The organism is Rufibacter sp. JT3400010 (assembly GCF_054956755.1).
In genome coordinates this window covers 39157-64773 of the sequence record NZ_JBUDXA010000017.1, presented here as the reverse complement: position 1 = coordinate 64773, position 25617 = coordinate 39157, and the positions used below count along the sequence as shown (strand labels likewise).

The following is a 25617-nucleotide window of genomic DNA, read 5'->3' as shown; positions in this document are numbered from 1 at the left end:
TTAACCAGTTTAAGGATTTAAGCCGAGGGAGATATGGAAAACAGTTGGAATGATCAGCAACAACAAACCACAGCCACCTTGCAGGAACAGGTGAATGTGAATTCTGCGCCCGCCTTTGACATTGCCCAAATTATGGGCGGCATTTACGGCGAAGGGATTATTGGACACAAAGGCGCTTTCAGCCGGGAATGGGTGCAGCAGTTGCACCAGGAAGTCCTGGCCCTATACGAAGATGCCCTGCAAAGACCCGGCGGTGCCGTAGGCCGAGGGCCCAAAAGGCATTATGTAGAAATTCACCCCGAAAATATAAGCGGCTTTATAGACCTGGTGACGCACCCTTGGGTAACTACCGTGTGTGAAGCCGTTTTAGGGCCAGAATATAAGATTGTAGAAATTGGCTTTGATGTTCCTGGCCCCGGAGCCGTAAACCAACCCTGGCACCGCGACTTTCCGGCCCCAGAGGATACCATCACAGGCAGACGCATCAACTCGCTGGCCTTCAATCTTACCACCGTAGACGTGTTTGAAGACATGGGCCCTTTTGAGATAGCCCCTGGTACTCAATGGGATTTACCCAATGACTTTGAACACGGCATGTTTCCGCCAAAATCATATTACTCGCGCTATGAGCAAAGGGCGCAGCGTAAAATGCCCCAGATGGGCGATATTTCCGCCCGATCAGCTTTAACCATTCACCGGGGAACCGCCAACCAGTCAGATAAATCTCGTCCGGCCTTGGTATTAGGCGTGGATGCTCCGGGTGGTATCAATGCGGAGCGCCATGACTTGCAGGTTTCCCGTGCCTTTTATGAAAAACTCCCCGAAAACGTCCGCCAGCACTTAACCTTTCGTCTGGTAGACACCTTGGAACCTATTGTGCAAGCCCATACCATTGAAGGACTCATGATGGGAGAAGCTTAGAGCAACCTCAGAGAATTCCTTTATGAAGCTATTGTCTTTCTACTGAAGGGCAATAGCTTTTTTTCTTAAGAGTAGTACAGTCAGTCTCCGCTTGTGGGCACACCTTGTCTTTGAACACCTCCATACTTCTATCATGTAGGCGATTGTTGCTTCCTCAACCAAGTTTTTTGGTAGCAAGCCATACTTTCCCTTCCGTGAAGGAGCAAAATCCTTAGTTTCTTCATGCATAGACTACTTAAAGTGAAGGAATAACCATTTGCTCCTGGAAGATTTTTCTCCAAATTCTATACTTCTTCATTTCTCCCACAAAAAAGCATCATCAAGTATTCAGAACAAATAACCTGGCTATCAAATACTTGTATTTAGCTTTTTATTTATATAGTTATTCTATATAGCGTAAATATATCCTTTAATTATTCCATTCGTAACAAGTAAAGTTCTATATGGCTTCTTATTCTGTATTAAGCTAACATAATTTTTAACTTTTTAAACTTTAACTTATGAAAAAAACAAAACTGTCGCATTGGGCCCGTTTAACCTTCGGAGCACTTTTCTCCCTACTACTTTTAAACAGTTGTAATGAGGATGACCTTGTAAAACCTTCGGAGGAGGCAATTACACTTGATGGCACTGGTTATTTACAACCCCTTCCTACTCCTTGTACACAGGTTTGCCTTGTAGCAGGCCAACATGACAATGTTGGTACAGTAGACGTGGCCGTAGCCGACAATGGAAATCTGTTGGTTACTTACAGACTTACAAAAGCCTCCGTTTACCTTTCTGAGATTCATCTTGACGTTTTCAGTAGCTTGGAGCAGTTTAAATCTGACAAAAAGCTCAGCAACGGAGGAGCCATACCGGGCAAATTCGCTTTCAAGAACTCCTGGAGTTCTAAAAACAAGGTCTCTACGTACACAGTTGAGATTCCTAAGGCTTATGTAGACCAGAAGAGATCAGGAAAGAACTGTTTCTTCATTGCCTCCCACGCGGCACTTACAAACGGTGAAACGGCTTGGGGCGGTGTGTGTGAAGCCTCCAGCAAGGGCGTGTCTCTTCAAAACGCTAAGCAATTCCCAGGCAATAACTGGAGTGTTTTCTTTGACTTTTGCCTGGATAACTGCGATACCGGCATTGACTTTACTTATGCTTGGGAAGACATCAAATACGGGCAGAACGACGGCGATTACAATGACTTTGTAGTGCAGGCTGATGTTGTGAAATCTTCCGCAGCTTTAGACCTTACTTTCTTGGCCACGGCCCGTGGCGCGCACTATGAGCATCAGTTTAAAATCAGAATTCCTAAAAAAGGCATTGTGGGCGGCATGGCTGGCATTGTGGGGGCACAAGGCGTGAAGGAAGAGGGTGACTCTTACATCATCACTGTTTTCAACGGAACCAAAAGCGTTCTTCCGGGTGACGGAGAGGGCTTTGCGAATACCCAGTCAAAATCATCCTGCGTCCCCTTTGCTATGGCGAAGATTCAGTTGAAGACCGATGGAACCTTCAGCTATGACCCAAACAAACCTTACATTCCCTTTATCTCGGTGTACCAAGACGGCAACATAGACGGCAACACAGATTATGATCTTTCCATTTACGAGTTAACCAAGAATGAAAACGATACCTGGATGCTAAATGGAAAGAGATATCCTAACGGCATCATTATTCCAAGAGATTGGAAATGGCCGCTTGAGCACACCTTGATCACGAATGCCTATCCACAGTTCTCCAGTTTAACCGACGGCTGGAACCCGAACTGGGCGAATAACTTAGTCAACCCATCTTACACCTTTGATGCGAGCCGCTGTAGCTTCAAGTTATAATCAACGCTAAGGTGTGTTGCTTTCGGATTTTGTAAAAGGAAAAGCAGCGTATTCCATAGGCTTAAAAAGGATCTGTAGAGTTTCTACAGATCCTTTTTTATTGCAGCGTTCCGGGCTGTATAATTCTTCCTTTCGGCATCCATCTTACTTATTCCCCCTTGTAGCCCTTTTAGTTAAAAGGTTGAAACTAAACGTCCTTTACAACAGGAACTTTAGGCTAACCCCTTTGACTTGGCTTCCCGTTACAAAAGAGCTTCTACAACGCAAGCTCACTCTGCTTCTATCTCCGTATCTTTATATTTCCCCATAAACTTGCCACCAAATCCATTCATTTTAAACCTTTACCAAGAACCATCATCTTGAATCATAGTGTTTTATATTTTTAAACACTATAAAGCTATTCTCAGAATATTTCAAAAATAATTACTTCATAACAGAAGACATAAGTGCAACATCAGCAAAAGAGGAGCCCCTTCCAACTGAACATAAAAGTACTAACATAGGCATTAAAGCCCTTTAGAAAGACTTTTCCATCAATTTTAATCCTCTTAATAAGCTTCTTAATAAAACCTCTACCTCTCTAAGACATTAGTGAAACATTATATACAAAATAAAATATACCAGTTTTATACAAGTTATTATTTTACATCTTATATTTGAGCACATTTTATTACATTACTAATATAAATAATTTCACTATTTCAATTTTGTTGTACTTATGAAAAAAACCAAAACACTACAAAAGTTTAGTTTCACTGCTTGCGTGGCACTCTGCATGCTCCTCTTCACAGGTTGTATGGAAGACGAATTAGTTTCTCCATCAAACATCATAGATGCAGAAAATTCAAGCAACAATACCTTGACTGCAACTGAATCCTGCACTGTAGTAGGCCTTGTTGCAGGTCAGAATACCCTGGTTGGGACAGTAGGAGTTGCGGTTGAAAGCAACGGTGATCTTTCAGTAACTTATAAGATTGACAAACCTTCTGTTTACTTATCAGAGATTCATTTAGATCTTTTTACCGATATGGATAAATTCAGAAGTGAAAAGAAGCTTAGTAATGGCGGGGCCATTCCAGGTAAATTTGCATTTAAACAATCTTGGAGCACCAAAAATAAGGTTACCACGTACACAGTGAGAATTCCAAAGTTGTATGTGGATTTAAAAAGAGGTGATAATGATTGTTTCTTTATCGCTTCCCATGCTGCCTTATCTAATGGTGAAACAGCCTGGGGAGGAGTATATCAGAAATCAGCCCAAGGAGTTTCTTTATATCCTGCCAAAAAGTTTCACGGCAACAACTGGGGAGTGTATTTTGATTTCTGCCTAGATAATTGTGACAAAGAGATTGACTTCACCTATGCCTGGGAAGACATGAAGTATGGCCAGAATGATGGTGATTACAATGACTTTGTGGTGCAGGCAGATGTTGTGAAATCAGTCAACAGTTTGGATTTGACTTTCCTGGCTACTGCCAGAGGCGCGCACTATGAGCACCAGTTCAAAATCAGAATCCCTAAAAAGGGTATAGTTGGAGGTAAAGCCGGAATTATAGGTGCAAAAGCCGTAGTAGAAGATGGTACCGACTTCATCATCACTGTGATAAACGGAACTAAGAGCGTGCTTCCTCCTGACGTGCAAGGATTTGCAAATACTCAGAAAGGATCACCATGCGTTCCATATTATATGACGAAGATTCAGCTGAGAATTGATAGAAACTTCAGCTACGACCCTACTAGACCATACATTCCGTTTATCTCCGTCTTCCAGGATGGCGTTATTGGTGTAGATGAAAATCCTGATTATGATCTTTCTATCTATGAGCTGACTAAGAATGAAAATGACACCTATACGCTCAGCGGTGAGAGATTCCCCAATGGCATCATCATCCCTAGAGACTGGAAATGGCCACTTGAGCACACCTTTGTGGCAGAAGCCTACCCTGAATTCAATAGTTTAACCGAAGGCTGGAATGCTGACTGGGCTAAAGACTTAGTAGATGCCTCAAAAACGTTTGATGCCAGTGACTGTAACAGAAGCGTTATATCATCTCTTAGATAAGCAAGCTGCTACTCCAATCAGAAAGAAGTAATTGACTTTTACTTACCTTAAAGGCCTGTAGACCAACTACAGGCCTTTTTCTTTGCCCAAGGGCCAAGGCTTTCAGCTGGCTCTTACCACAACATGCAAACTTCCAATTCCCCAAATCTTACCAGGCGCTGAAGGCATTCACCCCAGAATAGGTAAGTTTGCTTCACTTCCACCTACTTTAAACAGCATGCCCACGGACACATAAGCACTAGTTTTACCAAAACAGCTTCAAAACGCCTTCCGGTTATTGGCTGGACATCTCTTCTGTTTCAATCTTCTTCCCGCAATCGCGTATACGCTAGTATAAATACCTATTGATCATCTCTATCACTATGAACCCATTTTGGAAACCCGCTTCGTGCCTGCTTCTGGGAGTCTTGCTTGCTGCCTGTAATTCGCCATCCACTAACAAGGAAAACAAGGCTGCACCCAGTACCTCCCAGACCCGGCTTCCGCAGCCGTACGCCACAGAATCTGCCAAGAACTACAGTGAGGTAATTGGGTGGCGGGGCAAAATGCCGGTGGCTCCGCCCGCATTCAATGTGAACAAGTTCATGGATAACCTGCAGAATCCCCGCTGGATTTACGTTGGTCCGAATGGCGATATCTTCGTGGCAGAAGCAACCAGCGAGAAAAAAGGAAAAGAGAAAATAGAGGCAAAATTGTCTGGCCAGGCCAAGTCTCAGAACATAGGCAGAAGTCCCAACCGCATCACCCTGCTGCGGGACTCAGACCAGGATGGTCAGCCGGAAGAACAGCACATCTTCCTGAAGGGCTTGAATCAGCCGTTGGGCATGCTGGTACTCAACAACTATTTCTATGTGGCTAACACAGATGGCATCTGGCGCTACCCCTACCAGCCCGGGCAAACCCGCATCACCAGCCGGGGCGAGAAGATTCTGGACTTGCCCGCCGGCGGTTATAACAACCACTGGACCCGCAACCTGCTGGCTAACGCAGACGGCACCAAAATCTACGTGGCGGTTGGTTCGGGCAGCAACAATGGCGAGAACGGGATGAAAAACGAAGAGCGGCGCGCCAACATCCTGGAAATCAACCCTGATGGAACCGGCGAACGTATTTTTGCCAGCGGCCTCCGGAACCCCGTAGGCCTGGACTGGGCACCCGGCAGCAATGTCCTCTGGACCGCCGTGAACGAGCGCGATGAACTAGGCGATGAACTGGTCCCCGATTACCTCACCAGCGTCAAAGAAGGCGGGTTTTACGGCTGGCCTTACGCCTATTTCGGGCCGAACGAAGACCCCAGAATGAAAGGACAGCGCCCCGATCTGGTGAAAAAAACCTTGGTCCCCGAGGTGGCTTTGGGCGCGCATACCGCCTCCTTGGGTTTAGCCTTTTATGACCACACAGATTTCCCGGCCAAGTACCGGGGCGGCGCCTTCATTGGCCAGCACGGCTCCTGGAACCATTCCCAACTGGTGGGCTATAAAGTAGTGTTTGTGCCTTTCCAGAACGGAAAACCCAGCGGTCCGCCCGAAGACTTCTTAACCGGATTCATTTCTGAGGAGGGCAACAAAAAAGTCCATGGCCGACCAGTTGGGGTAGCGGTACTTCAGGATGGTTCTCTGCTGGTAGCCGATGATGCCAGCGGAACCCTCTGGCGGGTAGCCGCCAAGTAGCTTCCGTTTTGCGCCTCTTTTAGATAAAAGATACCCGAAACAGCATTCCGCACGTTTCGTTTTCAGGCTCGTTTCCGTAAAACACAGCGTAAACGTGACGTATAACCCGTTAGAAGCGCCAATTCTCTTTTACTTACATGAAACAAATCAGAATCCCCCTACTACTCCTCTTTCTGTTTAGCGCCTATTTTAGCCAAGCGCAACTAAAACCCTTAGACGCAGAGTTAACCAATTACACCTATCCTTTTCCCGTGGCTTTTCACCCGGTGAAGGTGCAGCAGCAGTCCTTTAAAATGGCGTACATGGACGTAAAACCCACAAAGCCCAACGGCAAGACGGTGGTGTTGCTGCACGGCAAGAATTTCAACGGGGCTTACTGGCAGCAAACCGCCAATGACCTGGTCAAAAGCGGCTACAGGGTCATTATGCCCGACCAGATCGGCTTCGGAAAATCTTCCAAGCCCCAGAACATTCAGTACTCTTTCCTAATGCTGGCGCAGAACACCAAAGGCTTGTTAGACAGCTTAGGAATAAAAAAGGCTGCCGTGTTGGGCCATTCCATGGGCGGCATGCTGGCTACCCGTTTCGCGCTCATGTACCCGGAAATAACCGAGAAACTGATTCTGGAAAACCCCATCGGGTTGGAGGACTGGAAGCGTTGGGTGCCGTACCAGTCCGTGGAGAAATGGTATGCCGGTGAACTGAAGCAGACGCAGGAAAGCATCAAAAAATACCAGTTAGACAACTACTACGGCGGGCAGTGGAAACCGGAATATGATCCTTGGGTGAACCTGCTGGCGGGCTGGACCATTAGCCCAGACTACCCCAAAGTTGCCTGGAACTCGGCGCTTACTTATGACATGATCTTCACCCAACCGGTGGTCTATGAGTTTGACCAACTCAAAATGCCTACCCTCCTGCTCATTGGCCAACGCGACCGTACGGCTTTGGGCAAAGCCAATGCACCTGCCGCCGCCCGCGAGAAACTAGGCAACTACCCGGCTTTAGGGAAAGAAACAGCCAGGAAAATCCCGCAGGCGAAATTGGTGGAATTAGACAACGTGGGTCACCTTCCGCACATTGAAGCTTACAGCCGTTTCATTCAGCCGCTACTGGCGTTTTTGAAGTCTTAAGCTGAAAAAAGGTGATTGAGCCTAATCTACATCTGGGCACTCGCTCGCCTCTGGCGAGTGTGAGCTACCTGCGGCCTCTGGCCGCTTTTATGGACGTTTTTTCAAAATAAGCAGAGAAGCGGCGGGACGCAGCAGGTAGCTCACACTCGCGGGACGCGAGCGAGGGAAACAAATGGAAATGGAAGGGTTTCGAAGTTTCCGTTTAAGTTTTATTCACCCGCAATTCTCCCAATCTACCTGTCTTACAATCTGTTTCGTGCCTCCTTTTCAGAAAGAAGGCGCGGAACAGATTTTTTTTGGGCCGTATTAAACCAAAGCCCCTTGTTATAGTCTAAAGCCAAACCATTAGGCGATGAAAAAAAACTGTTTACTCTTTTTATTATTCTTTCTGTTTTCGTTTTTGGGCTATAGCCAGTCTACCACGTTGCGGGGACAGGCCGTGGGGGGTGGTTCTCCGTTGATTGGAGCCACGGTAGCACTTTTAAATGCCCAGGATTCATCGGTGTACAAAGGAGCCGCCACTGACGTGGAAGGACGTTTTGAGATTGCCGGCATCCAGAACGGGCGCTTTGTCCTGAAGATTTCCTACCTCGGTTTCGGGACCTTATACCGTGCCGTGACCGCCACCGGAGCTCCCATCCAATTGGGTACGCTCACCCTCAGCGCCGGGGCCACTACCCTCCGCGAAGTAGAAGTAGTAGGCCGTGCCGCTACCGTGATCCAGAAACAAGACACTTCAGAAATGAACGCGGCCGCCTTCAAGGTGAACCGAGATGCCAACGCCGAAAACCTCATCCAGAAAATGCCGGGTATCACCATCCAGAACGGACAGGTGCAAGCCCAGGGCGAACGTGTGCAGCGGGTATTGGTAGACGGAAAAGAGTTTTTTGGCGAAGACCCAAACGCGGTTCTGAAAAACTTACCTGCCGAAGTAATTTCCAAAATCCAGGTATTTGACCGCCAAAGCGACCAGGCGCAGTTTACCGGCTTTTCTGACGGAAATGAGCAGAAAACCATCAACATCATCACCAAACCAGAGTTCAGGACCGGAAGATTCGGACGCATCTCTGCCGGGGCGGGAACAGACGGCCGCTACCGCGTAAGCGGAAACATAAACCAGTTTGAAGGCGACCGCCGCATCTCTGTGGTGGGCCTCAGCAACAACGTAAACGAGCAGAATTTCTCCTCAGAAGATTTAGTGGGCGTAGCCAGTGCTTCCAGCAGAGGTGGCGGCGGAAACCGCGGTGGCGGTGGAGGCGGCGGTCCTCGCGGCGGCGGCGGTGGTTTTGGCGGTGGTAACAACACCGGCGATTTTCTGGTGAACTCCAGCAACGGAATTGCCAAAACCAACGCCATCGGGTTGAACTACCTGGACAAATGGGGTAAGAAAGTAGACGTGCAGGGCAGCTACTTCTTCAACAACACCAACAATGACTACAACTACTCGGCTTTCCGGCAGTTCGGGATTGGCTCTGAGAACGCGTATGACGTACGGGAAAACGGTAACTCTGATGCCACCAACCAGAACCACCGCTTAAACCTGAGAATCACCTACAACATTGACAGCGCCAACTCCATCATCATCCGTCCGCGTCTGAGCATTCAGCAGAACGACGGTTCCAGCTTTACCAACTCCCGCCTTACTTCCGGCACAGACCTGCAGAATTCGCGATTGCTCATCAACAACTTTGACAATGAATTCCGGTCAGACTTGTTTGGGCTCAACTTCAACAACAGCATTTTGTACCGTCACAGTTTTGCCAAAAGAGGCCGTACCATCAGCTTGGATGTGAACAACGGGTATAACCAAAACAAAGGCGACAGCCGCAACAACATCTCTTACCTGCGTGACATTATAAACGAAGGCGATGACTCCCTGGTGTATCTGTCCTCTAACCTGGACAACAAAGGCTTCTCCATGGGCGCCAACGTGAACTACACCGAACCTCTCACCCAGAACACCCAGTTGCAGTTAACCTACGGCACCAATTACAGCAATTCAGACGGCGACAGACGCACTTACCAGTTCCGCCCCGAATCTGAACTGTATGACAGTTTGGTGACCAACCAGTCCAGCACCGTAGAAAACGTGACCCGCACCCAGGAACTAGGCGGCGGCTGGCGCTATAACACCAAAGACTTCCAGCTCATGCTGAGTGCCCGGTACCAATGGCTGCAACTGTCTACAGACCAGGTCTACCCTACCTTAATTGACACCGTTAGGAACTACCACAACATCTTGCCGTTTGCCATGTTGCGCTACAACTTCAACGCAGACCGCAACATACGGGTGTTCTACATGGGCCGTTCGCAAACGCCAAACGTGGAGCAGTTGCAGAGTGCGGTAGATTATTCTAACCCCACCTTGCTGAGCCAGGGTAACCCCAATTTAGGGCAGAGCTTCAACAATAACTTCAACATCCGGTACTCCTCGGCTAACCCCGGCAGATCTTCTTCTTTCATTGCCGTGATTGGCGGTTCTGTGGCCCAGGATTACATTGGCACCAGCACTATCAGAAACACCAGCCCAGATACCAACGGCCGAGACGTGGAAGATGCCCCCATTGTTACCCCAAGCGGCGTCCGGTTGTTGACGGGTCAGCAGCTTTCCCGCCCAGTGAACTTAGACGGACAGTACTCGTTCCGTACGTTCTTCAACTACGGGTTGCCTATTCCGTTTATCAAGTCGAACATCAACGTAAACGCGAACGCCACCTACACCAACACCCCTTCTTTGTACAGCGACTTCAACACCAATTACCAGTTTGTCGCCAACAACACCAAATCCACGAACCTGGGCGGTGGCGTTGTGATCAGCAGCAACATCAGTGAGAACCTTGACTTCTTGGTATCTACCAACGCCAACTACAACAATGTGGAGTATGAGTTCCTGAAAACCCAGAACAACAACTACTACAACCAAAGCAGCTTGGTAAGAGTGAACTGGGTGATGTGGAAAGGCTTGACCATTACCTCAGAAATAAACCACCAATACAATGGCGGTCTGTCTGCGGGCATTGACAAAACCTTCATGCTTTGGAACGGCAGCATTGGCTATAAATTCCTAAAAGACCGCCAGGCAGAAATCAGATTATCTGCGTTTGACATTCTGGGCGAGAATACCAGCATCCAGCGGAACGTGACCAACGCGTACATTGAAGACGTGCAGACTACCGTCTTGCAGCGTTACTTCATGCTGAGCTTCAACTACAACCTGCGCATGTTTGGCGGTGGTGGCAACACCACGCCTGCCAGACCAGACGGTTACCCTAGAGGCGGAATGCCGGGCAGAGGCTTCTAGTTCGAACTACCTTTTAAGTAAAGCCGTTTGGGGTCTGTTTTCTAAAAACAAGCCTCAAACGGCTTTTTCTTTTCTAGCTTAGTCCCATGTTGGCACAACTCTGTTTTATTCCCATCCTCATGCAAGAGTTCAAATTACAAGTTCCAAAAGAGGATTGTTTTTTCCTGACCTAGAGCATAGATGTCTAAAGGAAATGAGCAGGTTAATGATTCAAAGTGAATTCCAGAGCTACCTGATCGTTCCAACACTAACTGCCACAGTGGTCACAACAGATCTTGCAGATGCGACTGCCTCAGGTAAATAAACTGGCATAGCGGCCCAGGAACCAATCTACGGCGGGGTGCTGCCCGGCGGCGGCTTTGTATGCCAGCACTACTTCCGTGGAAAAAGACAGATGCGGTAGTGCGTAGAAAGACAAATTCAGGCGGGCATAACTCTCTTGTACAGAGGCGGGCAGCACCGTCACGCCCAGGCCACTCTCCACCAATTGCAGAATAGAATGCACACTGTTGGCTTCATGCACAATTTCGGGAGAGAAGCCCATGCGCTGGCAGATGTCTATGAGTTGACAATGAAATTGCGGGGCATATTCCTGGTTGAAGAAGATGAAAGGCTGCTGCTGTAAAAAAGAAGCTAGCTCCTGTGGTTGGGCAAAGTAGGCTTCTCCTGCGGGCAGCACTACCACGAAGGAATCATGAAAGAGGGTGCGCACCCTGAGCCGTGTTGATTGTACCGGTGCCCGCATGATTCCCACATCCAGTCTTCCCTCTTCCAGTGCCTTCACCTGTTTAGAAGTGGGCACCTCGTAAAGCTTGGTCTTCACAAACGGGAATACCTGCCTCAACTCCTGCAGAATCCGGCTCAAGTGCGGATGGTAGGTAGAACTGATATAGCCAATACGCAGCTGTCCGTTTACTCCGCTGTGAATCTGTTTTAGCACCTGCTTGCTTTCCTCCAACTGCTGGAAGAGTTGGTTTACTTCCTTCTTGAAGTACAGACCCGCTGGCGTGAGTTCTACCCGTTTGTTGTTACGGGTAAAGAGCGTAATGCCTAACTCCTCTTCCAGTTCCCGTATCTGTCGGCTAAGCGGTGGCTGGGAAATAAACAGCTTGTTTGCCGCATTGCGGAAGTGCAACTCCTCGGCTACGGTTTTGAAATAAAGCAAATGCCTGAGCTCCATTGATACCTATAAAGAAACAATACTTGACAAAATTGATACTTTACAAATATCATTAGCGCCTCTACCTTTGGCAAGAACTCAATGCATAATCTCAAACCAAAAAAACTATGGATTCAGCCATTTCTCAGAAATCAACTGTTGAGGAAATCAGAACGCGCTTTGACCATGACGTGGAACGCTTCTCTCAACTGGAAACCGGACAGCAATCTACCCTTGATGCGCCCCTTTGCCTGGAACTGATCACCGAAGCTGCTAAATACACCACGCCTCACGCACAAAACTTGCTGGATATTGGCTGCGGAGCTGGTAACTATACCTTGAAGATACTGAGCAAGCTGCCCAACCTGAATTGTACCTTAGTAGACCTAAGCAAGCCTATGCTGGAAAGAGCCAAAGAGCGGGTTGCACCGGCTACCACCGGCCGCATTGACATTGTGCAGGCAGACATCAGAGAAGCAGCCTTCGCAGAGGAACAGTTTGATCTTATTCTGGCGGGCGCGGTCTTGCACCACCTTCGGGAGGAGGCGGAATGGGAAGCCGTTTTCCGGAAGTTATACCTCCTGCTGAAAGTTGGTGGTTCTATCTGGATTTCTGATCTGGTCACCCATGAATCTCCGGAGGTACACCAGATGCTTTGGCACAAGTACGGCGAGTACTTAGAAGCATTAGGCGGTGCTGAGTACAGAAAGAAGGTTTTTGCTTACATAGAGAAAGAAGACACCCCAAGGCCTTTGAACTACCAGTTAGAGCTGTTGAAACAAGTAGGATTCCGCCAGGTAGAAGTGCTGCACAAAAACCTTTGCTTCGCAGCTTTCGGGGCAGTGAAGTAAAGAAGGTCTCAAAGCTGAATTTATAGGAATTGTTGTGCGTAGAGTTAGCGCCAGCGCTCTACGCACCATAGGACAGCCAATCTCCTGATTGGCGAGATATCGGCACAGACGCTCGCAGGTCTTCCAGACACTACGAGGTCTTTGGTGCAAACGGTATTGCGGAAGGAGGCGGATAGAAAACACTGGCGCGAGACTCCTGTCTCGTGACTAGGGATGAAGCGAGTCTCCAGACTCGCCGGGACCTACCAGCAGGAGAGCACGACAGCAGTTCCTTAGTTTACACTACTCTCAAACAACGCTGGATAACATTTTAACGGTAGTTTTGCAAAAACTGCCTTGAAACGGTCCTTCAGTTCCTTAGAAATCGGGAGTGCTCTGATTTCTTCTTTTGACTTTCCCCCATCCTGCCTTACATTAGGGTTTAGGAAGCGGTAGGGCTCGCTCTCTTTGCTGTGTCTCGAAAGCCAAAGCGGTGCTCTCTATCCTTACCTCCTAGTTCAGCGTTTTTATGCGGCTCTTCTTCACGACGTGAAACGGAGCCGCCCCACGTACATGCATCCAGAGAAATTACAACACCTTGCCAGCAAATTAGAAGGCGAACTGCACGTTGACAATACCTACCTTACCCTGTATGCCACCGATGCCTCGGCGTACCGCGAGAAGCCGTTGGCGGTGGCGTTCCCGGCTTCGGTAAAAGACCTGAAGACGTTGATTCAGTTTGCCCGGCTGGAAGGCACGTCGCTCATTCCCAGAACCGCTGGTACGTCGTTGGCGGGTCAGGTAGTGGGAGCCGGAATTGTGGTGGACGTTTCGCGCACGTTTACCAAGATTCTGGAAGTAAACCCCGAGGAAGGCTGGGTGCGCGTGGAGCCGGGCGTAATCAGGGATGAGCTCAACCTATTCCTGAAGCAGCATGGCCTGTACTTCGGGCCGGAAACGTCTACGGCTAACCGTGCCATGATTGGCGGGATGGTGGGCAATAACTCCTGCGGCTCTAACTCTATTGTGTACGGCAGCGCGCGTGAGCACTTGCTGAGCGTGAAAGCGATTCTGAGCGACGGCACCGAGGCGGAGTTCGGAGCTTTGACCTTAGAAGAGTTTGAAGCCAAATGCCGGGGCGAGAATACTTCAGGTGATTTAGAGACGTGCATTTACCAGGCCACGAAGGCTATGCTGAGTCACGGTCCAACGCAGGAGAACATCCGCGCGGAGTTTCCGAAGCCCAGTATTCAGCGCCGGAACACCGGGTATGCCATTGATTTGCTGCTGGAAACCGAGCCGTTTACCCAGGGCAAAGAGCCGTTCAACTTCTGTAAACTCATTGCCGGTTCTGAGGGTACGCTGGCGTTCCTTACCGAAATTAAGCTGCACACTGATCCGCTTCCTCCTAAGGAGATTGGCTTGCTTTGTATCCATTGCGAGACTGTAGATGAATCCCTTCGGGCGAATTTGGTGGCGCTGCACCATAACCCCAGCGCGAGTGAGCTCATGGACCACTACGTGCTGGAGTGTACCAAAACCAACATTGAGCAGAGCCAGAACCGCTTCTTCGTAAAGGGTGACCCGGGCGCTATTCTGGTGGTGGAATTCACCGACCATACCCAGGCCGCCATTCAGGAACGGGCGAACGCGCTTGTCAAAGACTTAGAAGAAAATAAACTGGGCTACCACTATCCGCTGGTACTGGGCGCAGACACTAAGAAAGTCTGGACGCTTAGAAAAGCGGGCCTCGGGTTATTGTCTAACATCCCCGGAGATGCCAAACCAGTAGCGGTCATTGAAGATACCGCAGTTGATGTGGCAGACCTGCCGGAGTTCATCCGGGAGTTTAACCTCACGCTAGAGCAGTACGGCTTGTACTGCGTGCACTATGCCCACGCGGGTACCGGTGAACTGCACCTGCGGCCTATCATTGACCTGAAGACCGAGGAAGGCAACCAGCTGTTCCGGGACATTGCCACTGAGATTGCCCACCTAGTGAAGAAATACCGCGGCTCTCTGAGCGGCGAGCACGGCGATGGCCGTTTACGCGGTGAGTTTATCCCGTTCATGATTGGTGCCGAAAACTACAAGCTGCTGGAAGAAGTGAAGCGCGTGTGGGACCCGGCCAACATCTTCAACCCGGGCAAGATTGTGAACACGCCGTCTATGAACACCTTCCTGCGGTACGAACCCGGTCAGGAGACCCCGGAGTTTGACACGGTGTTCAAGTTCAGCCAGGCGGGTGGCGTACTCAGAGCCGCCGAGCTTTGCAACGGCTCCGGCGATTGCCGCAAAACGCACCTCACCGGCGGTACCATGTGCCCTAGCTACATGGTCACCCGAGATGAGAAAGACACTACCCGCGGACGGGCCAACGTGATGCGCGAGTTCCTGACCCGCTCGCCTAAAGCCAACCGCTTTGATCATGAGGAAATCAAGGATGCCATGGATTTGTGCCTTTCTTGCAAAGGCTGCAAGTCTGAGTGCCCTTCTAACGTTGACGTAGCCAAGCTGAAGGCCGAATTCCTGCAGCATTACCATGATGCCAACGGCGTTCCGTTCCGTACGCGCCTCATCTCTAATTTCACCAACGCGAACAAACTGGCCTCGCTCCTGCCGGGTGCCTACAACCTGCTCTTCAAAAACGATTTCACGGCCAGAGCCTTCAAGAAAGCCGTAGGTTTCGCGCCGGAGCGTTCTTTGCCGCTGCTGCACAAAACCACGCTGCGCAGCTGGTTTAAGAAGCACCAGAAAGAAAAAACCAAGGAGTGCAAGGTCTTCAAGAAAAAGGTGTACTTGTTCTGCGACGAGTTCACCAACTACAATGACACGCCTATTGGTATTAAAGCGGTGCTGCTGCTGGAGAAACTGGGCTATGAGGTGGTGATGCCGGAGCACGAGGAAAGCGGTCGTACCTACCTGTCTAAGGGTTTGGTGCGCGAAGCCAAGAAACTGGCCCAGAAGAACGTAGCCATGCTGCACAAATTGGTGTCTTCTGAGACGCCGCTCATTGGCATTGAACCCAGCTGTATCCTCTCCTTCCGTGATGAGTACCTGGATTTGGTAGACGAAGACCAACTAGAAGACGCCAAAAAGCTTTCTATCCACTGCCTTCAGTTTGATGAGTTTATTGCGCGTGAAATCCTGAACAAGAACATTGAGAAGGATCTCTTCAAAGACGAGGCTCGCTTGATTAAACTGCACGGCCACTGCCACCAAAAGGCGCTTTCCAGCGTGCTGTACACCCAGCAGATGCTGAGCTTACCGGCTAACTACAAGGTGGAAGTCATTCCCTCGGGTTGCTGCGGCATGGCCGGCTCCTTCGGGTATGAAGCCGAGCATTACGAGGTCTCCATGAAAGTAGGCGAACTGGTACTCTTCCCTACCGTCCGCCAACAACCCGCCGATGTCATCATCGCCGCGCCCGGCACCAGTTGCCGCCACCAAATCCACGACGGCACCGGCCGAGACGCCCACCACCCGATTGAGGTGTTGTATGAAGCATTGAGGTAGTTTTTTTGATTTGGGGCTGTTTTGGCGAAAACAAACCTAAAACAGAATCAAGTTCATAATGTAAACAAGAATAGTATTTTTGAATATGGTATATAGCTTAATCAAAAAAATTATTTACTCTTAATTACAAGAAGCTTGACAAACCGTTTCAAAGTATGACTTTAATACCTAAATCAACAATAAGAACTGTAAATGGAATTTCAATTACCGAACTTCAAAGAGTTTATGACTATTTGCAAGGCGCGGTTTACTGTTGGTGTAAAAACAAACCCGGAGAATGGTTCTCAGTCAGAAATCTATTTGGAGGAGAAAACTATGATTGGAATGGAACACCTATGATTGTCTTATTCAATAAACATAAAAATAAAGGTAAATCCGATGTTGATGCCATTTCTGATGCGGGCAAAGATGCTGGATGGATTTTAAAAAGAATAATTGAAGATGACAAAAGAGAATTCGAAACAAAAAAAGAAGAGTTAATAAGAAAGTATCGCTGGAATAAATAAATATCCTTTAAAATAATACTTAGAAAATATAAAGACTTACAGCATAAACGTAAATATATATTCAAGATTGTAGCTATTATTGAGCATGAAGAAATATAAGTATTTAGAATACTTCCCTAAGCCATTTTTAGATGATTTAGTTAGCAATAGATGTTTGCCTATTATTGGAGCAGGATTCTCAAAAAATGCTGAAATCCCGAAAAACAAAAAAATGTTAGATTGGGAGGAATTAGGAAGAGCAATTGCAGCAGACATACAAGATTACAAATATACAAATGCAATAGATGCTATATCTGCCTATTGCCACGAATATTCAAGAACGAACCTTGTAGAGAAACTTACAGATTTGCTTTTGCTTGGCTCTGTTAAACCTGGAAAAACCCATAGAGCATTTTGTGAACTTCAGTTTGATATTGTTTGCACCACAAACTTTGAATTTTTACTTGAACAAGGGTATTCATTGATTCCAAAGTATTTCAGACCCATAATTGATGAAGACCAACTTTCAATTGCTAGTTTAGGTGATGGAATTACCATCATTAAAATGCATGGAGATTTACATCATCCAAATAGACTTGTTGTCACAGAGGAAGACTATGACAAATTTCTAAATAATAACCCGATGTTGGCTACCTATTTAGCAAATTTGCTTATCACGAGAACTCCCCTGTTTATTGGCTACAGTTTAGATGACACTGATTTTAGGCAAATTTGGCAATTGATTAAAGATAGACTTGGAAATCTTAGAAGGCAGGCTTATGTCTTAAAAGTCGACTGTTCTCCACATGAAAAAGCAAGATTTGAAAGAAGAGGCGTTAAAGTTATAAATATCAAAGGGAACCCTTCAGAGTATCCAAAAATTTTAGAAGATGTTTTTATTGAACTTAAAGACTATTGGAATGAAGAAGTACTTAAATTACCTACAGTTAGTGAAGAGGCAACACTAGCTGAACTTGCCTTACCAGACGACACAAATAATAGATTATGCTTCTTTTCTATTCCTTTAAAATTATTGCCATTTTATAAAAAATATATCTTCCCAATTGCATCACGATTTGGACTTGTACCAATCAGTGCTGATGATGTAATTTCTATTGGTGATAACTGGATTGCAAAAGTTTCAGCATTAATTAATAAAGCTGAATTTATAGTTTTAGACCTTGCAACTCAAAATACAATGTTTGAATTAGGCATTGTGCTAAGTCAAAGCAAACCCTCAAACCGGCTATTGGTTATTTATCCAGAAAATTCTCCTATTACTACCGATTTACAAAATATACTTTACTTAACAAGAACAGATAATCCATTTGAAGATATAGATGGTCTAGTCGAAAGAATTGAAGTTTGGTTTAGGAATGTGGTAGAGCCTCTTAAAACAATTTATGATGAGGAGCCCAAACGATTACTGGCAAAAAAGGAATATAGAGCTGCTGTAATTTCAGCGATGACTTTACTTGAAGTAAATATTCGACAAAAAGTTGAAAATTTTGAAGGTGTTCCTTCAAAAGCGATTGCGCCTTATTCAATCTATACCCTTGCTAGGAACTTACAGATAATTACTCCTGAACAGTTCCTCAACATAAGGAAGTGGTCTGACACACGAAATAGATTGGTTCATACAAAGGCAATAGTTTCCGCAAATGATGCTAAGAAAATAATCAATGGAGTTTATCAACTTTTAGGATTCGAAAAGACGTCTTCTCCAAATAAGGTTGACTAGCACAGATACGACTTCAAACCAAACTGTTAATTTAGAGAACTAAGCACAATAAATATTTTCCTTTGATTTCAAATGCCCTTTATCACCCTCAAAACTACCATTCAAGCACCATCTTCTATTTCTTTTGACTTATCAAGAAGTGTTGATTTGCATCAGGTATCTACTGCACAAACGGAAGAGAAGGCTATCAAAGGAGTAGTAGCGGGCTTGATGGAATTAGGAGATTCTGTCACCTGGGAAGCAAAACACCTGGGCGTTCGGCAAAGGTTGAGCAGCCACATTACGGCATTTGAGCGACCTTATTTCTTTGCAGATGAAATGCTCTCCGGCGCTTTCAAAAGCTTCCGGCATGAGCACAGGTTTGAAGCCTTAGCCGGAGAAGATACGCGCATGACAGATGTTTTCCACTATACCTCGCCCTTGGGTTTTCTGGGCAAGCTGGCAGATTACGTGTTTCTAAAGCAGTACATGACGCACCTGCTTTCTGAGCGGAACAGGGTTATCAAAGAAGTGGCTGAGAACGGCAAGTGGCAGGAGGTTCTCGCTATTGAAAAGAGAGTAGTTCTGTAAGCTTCTATTTTCATGCTATTTTTTGTAAATCAGCCTAAAAGGGTCAACCTAGCAATCCTTCCAGTACACTAATGTTCTACCCTTTAAGGATGAAAATAGCTAAATTTATCCTGAGCATCATCTTCCTTCTCTATAGTGGAGTCTTAATAATAGCTTACTTTTGGTCTCTCATTGAGAAGATCATACGCCCACAATACAAGAATTTAAACTTTGATGATTTCCTTCTATTAGGTCCTGTTGCTCTATTTCTTACATTCATAGACTACCTTTTAATAAAGAGGTTGGTCAAGAGTCTCAAAAAGAGAAACTCATAAAATTTTCATAATACCTTCAATGAACCCTTTCAAATTTACAGTAACCTTATCCTTTATTTTATCTTTCTTCCTCTTCTTAGAAGCAAAAGCCCAAACAGATTTTAGACCAGGTTATCTGATCACTACCAAAGGTGATACGGTAAAAGGGTTAATCAATTATAGGAGTGATATAGCCAATGCAAAGAACTGTGTCTTTAAAAAAGACCATGATCAGGAGAAAGAAGTGTATACACCTGATCAGATCAAGGGGTATCGGTTTCTAGATGGCAAGTATTACATATCTAGCAATACGTTTAAGTATCCATTTAAAAACCAGTCTTTTTTAGAGTCTGTCTCACAAGGGCTTATTAGTGTCTACTACTATAAAGAGGCGAACAAAGAGCATTATTTTCTACTAAAAGACACCCTGCTGGTAGAACTAGACCATCATAAAAAATATACTGGTACCTTAAGCAATGTTGATTTTGACCTGGATAAAGTAGGGCCAGAGAAGTTCAGAGGTCAGTTGAAATACCTGATGTGGGACCAACCTTCTCTTTACAAAAGAATTGAGAATACATCTTGTGATCTGAAAGATCTGGTAGCTCTAGCGAAGGCCTATCAGCAGCTTAGCTCTCCCTCTCAGGAGTATGTAGAATATGTAACAGCACCTGCAAAAAAAGTAAAAACCAAGGTGGGTGTGTTTGCCTCCGGAGGACTCTCCCATTTAGATACGCCCCCCTATAATATGTACATCAGTGACTATGACTTTCAAAAATTTCTTGATTTTGAAACAAGCTTCGCCTATGAAGTGGGGGCTCTGATTGATTTCAGTTTTAATTTTTTGGGTGAAAACAAATACTTCCTACAGGTTGCTCCTGCGTTGAGTTTCACAGAATACAAATCATACCAGGAGTTAACGTTAGCCCCTCTCTTATATAGCTACAGAACAAACATACAGTTTACCGCCCTTAAGGTTCCTGTAATGATGAAGTATTCCTTTTACTGAAGTCACGCATCTGTTTTTCCATACCTTAAAGCTGGACCAGGTTCTGTCTTCTATTTGAGTCAAAAAGGAGCGTATGAATATCGTTCCGTTCCGCTGAATGGAACCACAAGTCAGGCAACGGTTTACAAAGAGAAATTTTCTAACAATTTTGAAGACAAGCCTTACAGAGCTTATTTTATCTGTGGAGCTGGGGTAGACTTCAAAAAAGGGAGAAGCCCTTTCTCTTTTGGGGTAACGTATGAAACCGGACAAGGTCCCTTAGATACTTACAGGACTGAGGTCCTAGTTCAAGTTGGAATTCAGTTCTAACAAGATTTGATTTTAAACAGTATCTAGAGTAACTATCTTAAAAACTAAAAGCTACCAATAACAGCAGCTACTATGAAAGCAATTGGCTTTAAAACGTCATTACCCATTGAGGAAGCAGATAGCTTTCTTGAGTTTGAAAAAGAAATACCAACTGCGCAAGGAAAAGACATTCTGGTAAAGGTAGAAGCCATATCGGTTAACCCGGTAGATTATAAAATTAGAAGAAACAGCCTCAAAGACAAGCAACAGGATACGCCCAAGGTCATTGGTTGGGATGCGATAGGTACCGTAGAGGCTACCGGCGAGGAGGTGACCCTCTTCCAGAAAGGTGACCGGGTATTTTATGCAGGAGACCTAACCAGAGAGGGCTCTAACCAGGAATACCAGTTAGTGGATGAACGCATTGTAGGGTTCGCCCCGAAAAACATCAGCATGGAACAAGCTGCTGCCATGCCGCTTACTTCCCTTACGGCCTATGAACTGTTCTTTGACCATTTCCAATTGAGCAAAGAGAAAGATGCAGGCAAAACTCTACTTATTATTGGCGGTGCAGGCGGGGTTGGTTCCGTTGCCATCCAACTGGCTAAAAAGCTGCTGGGGTTAACCGTAATTGCCACCGCATCCAGAGATGTTACCATTGATTGGTGCAGAAAAATGGGGGCAGATCATGTTGTCAACCACACCAACCTGGTGAGTGAGGTAAAAAACATCGGCTTTGAACAGGTAGACTATATTGTAGACTTTGTAGACCTGAATCAATATTGGGAGACCATAGTAGAACTCATTAAACCGCTGGGCAAGGTAGGCTCCATCAGTGACCCAACAGAACCAGTAAAATTACAGCAGCTAAAAAGGAAGAGTGTCAGCTTTTATTGGGAGCTGATGTTTACACGCTCTATGTACCAAACAGAAGACATGGTAGCGCAGCATCACATTCTAAACAAAATTGCGCAACTGCTGGATGACGGCACCTTAAAACCAACGCTTAATATGACGCTGAAGGGCTTAACTGCCGAAAACCTGAAAGAAGCACACCGTTTACTGGAAAGCGGCAAAGCAGTTGGTAAGGTGGTCCTGAAATTCTAAGAGTCAAACCATTTCGTAATTCTTCAGGCTGGCGAAACTACATACTGAACGGAACAAGTTAGCAAATAGGCTGAAAACGGCAGGTGGCAGGAGATGCTCGTTATAGAAAAGCGGGTGGTCCTGTAAACTTCTGTTTTCAGCCTTTTTCCATTAAATTAGCTTTTAAATGTATTTCAGTTTTCAAATAAACCAGACCACCTCAAAAGAGAAAAAATCATCCAGCAGTAAATAGCGGCGTATAATGCGTTTGACATTGACCGTATGCTTCTTTATCTTAACCGGTGATTATCTTTGAAAACATCTTCAACGGTGAACCTAACCCAATAGGCCTTCTTGCCTTCAAAGCACAAGCCGAAGCAGCGAAGGCGCTATTCCCAGAAAGAACCTAAACCATCAAATCTTTTCTCCATCAGCCTTAAAATCGGAACAAGAAAGAGATTTAGAACTAGTACTTACGTATTATAGCCTTCCATGAAAAAACTGCTTTCCTTTTCCTTCCTTATCCTTGTTTGCTTTAGTTGTAAAGAGGAAATAGAAGAAGAGATAATTAAAGAGATAGAAAAAGAACAAAGCTGGAAATTACGTCCAGGTTTTGAATATGAGAATGCGATTCAAATGAATAGCTATGCCTCAGAGGAATACATATATACTCTTGGCATAAACTCATTCACCGTAATGCTGCCAGACCATTTAACAGATGCTAAAGGTTCTAATTGGACCCAATACTCTATATTTGGTCCCCAACTGTCAGTTACAACTAAATTCCCCATAAACTCTGCTTACTTCGTCACACAAACGGAGGCAGAAGCAAACCTTATAAAATTGTCTCCCACTTTAAGTAATGACCCCAAAGAGACAAAATCTATAAACATCAAAAGCTTAGACCCTACCTTTAACAAATTCAGCTTATTACATTTTACTAGAGGCTCCAGTTTTGCCATGAATAACAAAGGGCAACTATTAGTACCCTATTCAGCAGCACTGCCGGCTAGTACAGCAAAAATAAAGGCTGCTCTTTTTGACATTAAAACGAGCAATAATAGAAACACTTTACCACTTGTTGATACCGTTAAAACCAGAATTATCAACTTCAACAGTTTATATGATGGGGTATTACTATCATTAAATACCGCTAATGACAACTTCTATATTAGTCCTAACTATAATGAAACCTTTAGGGTAGATCCAGCAGGGAACCAACTTAAAGTATTAAACCAAAAGCTGGATCGTGTTTTTGCTCATAAAGGAATAGTATATGGCATAAATTCTGAAGGAGAAATTTATACTTCAACAGATGATGGAATTTCCTGGAACAAAGAATTTGAAACTAAAAAGTCTCTCAACCTGGTAAACTTTACCCCTATAGGAGACAAGATTGTAGGTTACTTTAACTCTCAAATTTTCAGTATTACCCCAAGTACTTCCACAGTAACCATAACAGAACTCATCAATGATGGATTGGAAGGGAAATCAATTACCTCCATCTCAAAACTTAGAGACAAAGTGTATGTGACTACCATATCTGGTACTTATTATAAAGACATCAATAATTTCTTTACTGAGAAGCCAGAACAAAAATAATTAAGGAGTAAAGAGGCTAATTCATTGGTTTAAGGCCTTTGCTAGAGGGATTACACGCATGACAGATGTGTTGCACTATACCTCGCCTTTAGGTTTGCTGGGAAGACTGCCAGATTACTCGTTTCTATAGAAATAGAATCGGATAATCAAAGAAGTGGCGGAAAATGGCAAGTGGCAGTAAGTTCTCGCTGTTGAATAGCGAGTGGCGCTGTAAGCTTCTGTTTTCCGCCTCTTTTTCTTAATATAGCTTATAAACCGCAACGCTTAATCTCTACCACAATGCGGGCAGCTATAGAAGACCACCATGAAAGAGGAAATCCAGGCCTACCACTACAAGCAATCAGCAGTTGATCAAGGAATCTGCGACAAACTGGCTACAGTTATTGACGCTGAACTGACCGAGGCGGAAAGCAAAATCTGGCACGCGCATCCGGTCTGGTTTCTGGAGGGCAACCCCATTGTGGGTTACAGTAAACTGAAAAGCGGGGTCCGGCTTATGTTCTGGAGCGGGGCTGATTTTGGAGAGGAAAAGCTGACACCCAGCACCAGCGGTAAATTCAAAGATGCTTCCATCACCTACACCTCGGCTGAGCAGGTGGAGGTAGCCGAGTTGAAGAACTGGCTGCAGAAAGCAAGGGAGATTCAGTGGGACTATAAAAATCTGGTGAAAAGAAAAGGACAACTGGAAAGATTGAAATAGCATGAAACCAACGCCCGAACACGATGCCCGAATGGCCAGCATGACCTTCGCCTCGGTTTATCCGCACTACATTACCAAAGTGGAGCGCAAAGGCCGCACCAAAGAAGAACTGCACCAGGTGATTGCGTGGCTCACCGGCTTCACCGCCGAGAAGTTGCAGGAACTGGTGGAGGCAAAGGTGACGTTTGAGACCTTCTTCCGCCAGGCTCACCTCCACCCTAACGCGCATCTGATCACGGGCACCATCTGCGGCTACAAGATACAAGAGATTGAAAACCCGCTAACCCGGCAAGTAAGATACCTGGACAAGTTGGTAGATGAGCTGGCGAAGGGCAAGAAACTGGAGAAGATTCTGCGGGAGGTATAAACGTCATGGCTGGGTTGGCATTCAGATACCTTTATTTTTATTTTAACTGAAACAGGGAAAAAGCTATTTACCAGTAACCCAAACTCTCTTTACAGGTCGGCAGAAATCCTTTCCACCCTTTCTAAGTCATAATTCCACTGGTTTCTGTAAACGTGCTTAGTTGTGGCACCAAAAATTTTCTTCCTTTCTCCTAACTGTAACACAAGAACATGAACATCATCCTCAAAGAAGTGCAGGGCGAGCCTTTTGCTATGCTGGAATCTGATGCCATTGAGATCCAAACGGTGCAGGATGCGGTAGACCTCATCGGTAACAGCGGCTACCAGGGAGCGCAAAAGGTGATAGTAAGAAAAGAAAACTTGCACCCCGACTTCTTCGACCTTAAAACCAAACTGGCGGGTGAAATTCTGCAGAAGTTCTCTAATTACCAGATGCGGTTAGCCATTGTGGGAGACTTTACGCAGTACACCAGCCAAAGCCTTCGGGATTTCATGCAGGAAAGCAACCAGCAAGGCCGCATCAACTTTGTGCATAGTGTAGCAGAAGCACAGGAGAAATTAGCGTAATCGAGCAGCAAGTACCTATTCTTCATACAAGACCTTACCCCAATGGAAGCAAGAGAAAAGATGATCAGGCAGTACCTGGATGCCTACAACACCTTCGACATTGATAGAATGCTGCTGGACTTTGACCCGGAAATCAGGTTTGAGAACATTTCCAACGGAGAAACCAACCTCACTCTGCACGGCCTGGCTGCCTTCAGAGCACAAGCCGAAAGCGCGAAAGGACTCTTTTCGGAAAGAACGCAGACCGCCAACTCCTTCATCCATCATCCAGACACCACCGAGGTGGACATTGCCTACCAAGGCATTTTAGCGGTAGATTTGCCAAACGGGCTTAAAAAAGGTGATGCTCTGCAACTTGCCGGGAAATCTATCTTCCGGTTTTCAGGGGAGAAAATTGTTGGGTTAACGGATATCAGCTAAGGCGAAAGTAAAAAAGTAAAAGGTTGCGTAATATGAATTCCGTCACTCCTGCTTTTCATTCTGAAAGGAGTTGGT

19 protein-coding genes are annotated in these 25617 nt (G+C 45.9%); 18 read left to right on the top strand and 1 reads right to left on the bottom strand.

The window, feature by feature from the left end:
- The first annotated feature begins 33 nt into the window (after positions 1–33).
- From ACY0JR_RS15090 to ACY0JR_RS15065, 6 genes are all read left to right on the top strand, one after another.
- Entirely contained in the window at positions 34–921 is an 888-nt protein-coding gene (locus ACY0JR_RS15090; protein WP_462634948.1) for a phytanoyl-CoA dioxygenase family protein, read from the top strand.
- A 500-nt stretch (positions 922–1421) separates the two neighbouring features.
- Entirely contained in the window at positions 1422–2744 is a 1323-nt protein-coding gene (locus ACY0JR_RS15085; protein WP_462634947.1) for an LruC domain-containing protein, read from the top strand.
- Between the two features lie 718 nt (positions 2745–3462).
- Positions 3463–4806 (top strand): LruC domain-containing protein, encoded by a 1344-nt coding sequence (locus tag ACY0JR_RS15080; protein ID WP_462634946.1) that lies wholly within the window; start codon positions 3463–3465, stop codon positions 4804–4806.
- A 362-nt stretch (positions 4807–5168) separates the two neighbouring features.
- A complete protein-coding gene (locus tag ACY0JR_RS15075) occupies positions 5169–6476 on the top strand; it encodes a PQQ-dependent sugar dehydrogenase (protein WP_462634945.1) in 1308 nt (435 codons plus the stop codon).
- Positions 6477–6613: 137 nt separating this feature from the next.
- Positions 6614–7609, top strand: coding sequence for an alpha/beta fold hydrolase (locus ACY0JR_RS15070; RefSeq protein WP_462634944.1), 996 nt, complete (start codon positions 6614–6616; stop codon positions 7607–7609).
- A 352-nt stretch (positions 7610–7961) separates the two neighbouring features.
- Positions 7962–10910, top strand: a complete 2949-nt coding sequence (locus tag ACY0JR_RS15065) for an outer membrane beta-barrel protein (protein ID WP_462634943.1) — start codon at positions 7962–7964, stop codon at positions 10908–10910.
- Between the two features lie 292 nt (positions 10911–11202).
- Here ACY0JR_RS15065 and ACY0JR_RS15060 read toward each other — a convergent pair whose 3' ends face one another.
- A complete protein-coding gene (locus ACY0JR_RS15060) occupies positions 11203–12075 on the bottom strand; it encodes a LysR family transcriptional regulator (protein ID WP_462634942.1) in 873 nt (290 codons plus the stop codon).
- A gap of 122 nt (positions 12076–12197) precedes the next feature.
- Here ACY0JR_RS15060 and ACY0JR_RS15055 point away from each other — a divergent pair, with 122 nt between their 5' ends.
- The 12 genes from ACY0JR_RS15055 to ACY0JR_RS15000 all read left to right on the top strand — a co-directional run bounded on the left by ACY0JR_RS15055 (position 12198) and on the right by ACY0JR_RS15000 (position 25542).
- A complete protein-coding gene (locus ACY0JR_RS15055; RefSeq protein WP_462634941.1) occupies positions 12198–12920 on the top strand; it encodes a class I SAM-dependent methyltransferase in 723 nt (240 codons plus the stop codon).
- A 552-nt stretch (positions 12921–13472) separates the two neighbouring features.
- Positions 13473–16415 carry an FAD-binding and (Fe-S)-binding domain-containing protein gene (locus ACY0JR_RS15050; RefSeq protein WP_462634940.1) on the top strand — a complete coding sequence of 981 codons (2943 nt, stop codon included), beginning with the start codon at positions 13473–13475 and terminating at the stop codon, positions 16413–16415.
- 155 nt (positions 16416–16570) lie between these two features.
- Entirely contained in the window at positions 16571–16921 is a 351-nt protein-coding gene (locus ACY0JR_RS15045) for a hypothetical protein (RefSeq protein ID WP_462634939.1), read from the top strand.
- 85 nt (positions 16922–17006) lie between these two features.
- The gene (locus ACY0JR_RS15040) at positions 17007–18641 is read left to right on the top strand and encodes an SIR2 family NAD-dependent protein deacylase (RefSeq protein ID WP_462634938.1); all 1635 of its coding nucleotides are present in this window, start codon (positions 17007–17009) and stop codon (positions 18639–18641) included.
- Positions 18642–18713: 72 nt separating this feature from the next.
- Positions 18714–19211 (top strand): SRPBCC family protein, encoded by a 498-nt coding sequence (locus tag ACY0JR_RS15035; protein WP_462634937.1) that lies wholly within the window; start codon positions 18714–18716, stop codon positions 19209–19211.
- Positions 19212–19544: 333 nt separating this feature from the next.
- Positions 19545–20513 (top strand): hypothetical protein, encoded by a 969-nt coding sequence (locus tag ACY0JR_RS15030; protein WP_462634936.1) that lies wholly within the window; start codon positions 19545–19547, stop codon positions 20511–20513.
- A 381-nt stretch (positions 20514–20894) separates the two neighbouring features.
- Positions 20895–21908, top strand: a complete 1014-nt coding sequence (locus tag ACY0JR_RS15025; RefSeq protein ID WP_462634935.1) for a zinc-binding alcohol dehydrogenase family protein — start codon at positions 20895–20897, stop codon at positions 21906–21908.
- Positions 21909–22379: 471 nt separating this feature from the next.
- Entirely contained in the window at positions 22380–23489 is a 1110-nt protein-coding gene (locus tag ACY0JR_RS15020) for a hypothetical protein (RefSeq protein WP_462634934.1), read from the top strand.
- 304 nt (positions 23490–23793) lie between these two features.
- Complete coding sequence (locus ACY0JR_RS15015) at positions 23794–24189, top strand: DUF1801 domain-containing protein (RefSeq protein ID WP_462634933.1); 396 nt, start codon at positions 23794–23796, stop codon at positions 24187–24189.
- Position 24190: 1 nt separating this feature from the next.
- Complete coding sequence (locus tag ACY0JR_RS15010) at positions 24191–24556, top strand: DUF2200 domain-containing protein (protein ID WP_462634932.1); 366 nt, start codon at positions 24191–24193, stop codon at positions 24554–24556.
- A gap of 209 nt (positions 24557–24765) precedes the next feature.
- Positions 24766–25122 (top strand): DUF4180 domain-containing protein, encoded by a 357-nt coding sequence (locus ACY0JR_RS15005; RefSeq protein WP_462634931.1) that lies wholly within the window; start codon positions 24766–24768, stop codon positions 25120–25122.
- 42 nt (positions 25123–25164) lie between these two features.
- Positions 25165–25542 carry a nuclear transport factor 2 family protein gene (locus ACY0JR_RS15000; protein ID WP_462634930.1) on the top strand — a complete coding sequence of 126 codons (378 nt, stop codon included), beginning with the start codon at positions 25165–25167 and terminating at the stop codon, positions 25540–25542.
- Positions 25543–25617 lie beyond the last annotated feature (75 nt).